Annotated in this window: 1 protein-coding gene; it reads left to right on the plus strand. The window is 44.1% G+C overall.

The features are described from left to right. The coding region (locus ACRCJ0_RS16475; RefSeq protein WP_431391234.1) for a DUF1189 family protein at positions 1-772 on the plus strand (772 nt) is incomplete at its 5' end. Between the last annotated feature and the right edge of the window lie 74 nt (positions 773-846).

The raw sequence follows: 846 nt of genomic DNA on the forward strand, positions 1-846 counted from the left end.
CCATGACCTCAAATGGTGGCAAATGTTGCTGGTCATCCTCTTCTTAAACGGATTGATGACAGTTCCAGTAACCTTAAACTATGCCAATATGACCGAGTTTCCCGTAACTGACTACTATCCCAATGCCATGGCCCTTGTAGATGACCAAGTGGTAGCCGAGATCCAGCAAGTCACCTTTGAAAATGGAGAAATGCTGATCGGCCAACCAGTGGTTTCAGAAAGCGCTGAAGGAACCGTCGCCTTTGGATTAGCAGACGATCAGCTAGAGACACTGGCAGCTAGCGGGAAAACGGCACTCATTTTCCAAGAGAATCAATTCGTCTTAATGGAAGCTGGGGCGCCAACGGCAACGGTTCTTTATACCAAAGACTTCGACTTGACAGGGCTTGACCAAGCAGGTATTCAGGAAAGTTTGAGCCAGCAATGGTTAGACCAAAACCGCGTCTTAGTGGTCTTGATCTTCTCGAGTGTGATCAGCTTGATATTCCTAGCCATGAACCTATTCTTAGTTGGGATTGCGGCCCTAATGTTCTATATGACCAAGGGGAGCCCGGTTACGTCTATTGAAACTTATAAAGAGTCCATCAATTTAATCCTAAATGCCTTATCACTGCCAACCTTCTTGGCTATGGCTTACGGTTTATACAACTTTGATGTATCTTTAATCGCTAGCTTGCAAACAATCGGTCTAGTGACCATGCTGCTCTTAGTCATGTGGAAAACAAGATTCCGCGACCAAACCTTGGACGAATATCAACTGTTGGAAGCTTAATCAAGCCAGTAAGATTTTGAAACCTGTTTGAATCTAGACTAGATGCTTTAAATAGATCATGTATCACCTTTAAA

It is taken from the genome of Aerococcus sp. L_32, from assembly GCF_050689315.1.